This is a genomic window from Paractinoplanes toevensis (assembly GCF_018332695.1).
Classification (GTDB): Bacteria; Actinomycetota; Actinomycetes; order Mycobacteriales; family Micromonosporaceae; genus Actinoplanes; species Actinoplanes toevensis.
Window position 1 is genome coordinate 1 of record NZ_BOQN01000263.1, and the last position, 1186, is coordinate 1186.

The 1186-nt window shown below is 69.2% G+C and carries 2 protein-coding genes; one reads left to right on the forward strand and one right to left on the reverse strand.

Features of this window, described 5'->3' with window-relative positions; translation table 11 throughout:
• Positions 1-765, forward strand: a 765-nt coding sequence (locus Ato02nite_RS51095) for an endo-1,4-beta-xylanase (RefSeq protein WP_213013985.1), incomplete at its 5' end; no start/stop codon positions are given.
• A gap of 57 nt (positions 766-822) precedes the next feature.
• Here Ato02nite_RS51095 and Ato02nite_RS51100 read toward each other — a convergent pair.
• A partial coding sequence (locus Ato02nite_RS51100) for a non-reducing end alpha-L-arabinofuranosidase family hydrolase (RefSeq protein ID WP_281419917.1) occupies positions 823-1186 on the reverse strand: 364 nt, incomplete at its 5' end.

Here is a 1186-nt window from a genome sequence, read left to right on the forward strand (position 1 = left end):
CAGGGCGTCTACAACATGATCCGGGACTTCAAGTCCCGTGGCGTGCCGATCGACTGCGTCGGCCTGCAGACCCACTTCACCGGCGGCAGCTCGCTGCCCGGCAACTTCCAGACCACGCTGGCAAGCTTCGGCGCCCTCGGGGTGGACGTGGCGCTGACCGAGGCCGACGTCACCAACGCGTCGACCACGCAGTACGCCGGGCTCACCCAGGCCTGCGCGAACGTCCCGCGCTGCGTCGGCATCACGACGTGGGGCATCCGGGACAGCGACTCCTGGCGCGGCAGCGAGAACCCGCTGCTGTTCGACCGCAACAGCAACCCCAAGGCGGCGTACGCCTCCGTCCTCAACGCCCTCAACGCCGCCTCCACCACCGTGCCGGGGACGAGCACGCCACCGCCGAGCACGCCGACCAGCACCCCACCCAGCACCCCGCCGGACTCGCCACCCGTTACCGGGCAGCCGGGTGCCTGCACCGCGACGTACCGGATGGTCAGCAGTTGGGGTGGTGGTTTTCAAGGTGAGGTGACCGTGGCCAACAACGGCTCCGCCGCTCTCACCGGTTGGACCGTGCAGTTGACGCTGGCCGGCGGGCAGACCATCGCCAACGTCTGGAACGGCATCAACAGCGGCACCACCGGCACGATCAGCGTCCGCAACGCCGACTACAACGGCGCTCTGGGCGCAAACGCCTCGACCACGTTCGGTTTTCTGGTGAACGGGAGCAGCGCCGCGGCGCCCGGCAACATCTCGTGCACCAGCCCCTGACCGCAACGGCACAACGGCGGGGCTCGGTCGATGCCGGGCCCCGCCGTTGTCGTCCGCTCAGCGCTGGCGCGTGAGCAGAGCCGGGCGGTACGGAAGCAGACCGTAGTCGCCGCCGGAACTCGGCGACCGGCCCTGGTAGAGCAGCTGCAGGTTGCAGGGGTCGACGGTGAAGGTCTGGTCGGCGGTGGCGCGAACCAGTTCGCCGTGACTGATGTCGTTGGTCCAGGTGGCGCCGCTGTTGGCCTTGCCGGCGAACGGGTTGCTCTCGGTCGCGGCCTGCGGCGTCCACGAGCCGCCGAGGCTGGTGGCGGTGAACGACCGGAAGTAACGTCCGTTCGCCCCGACCGCCTCGACGATCATCAGGTACTGGTTCTGCCCCTGGACCTTGTAGACCTGGGGCGCCTCGAACAGGTTGTTGGTG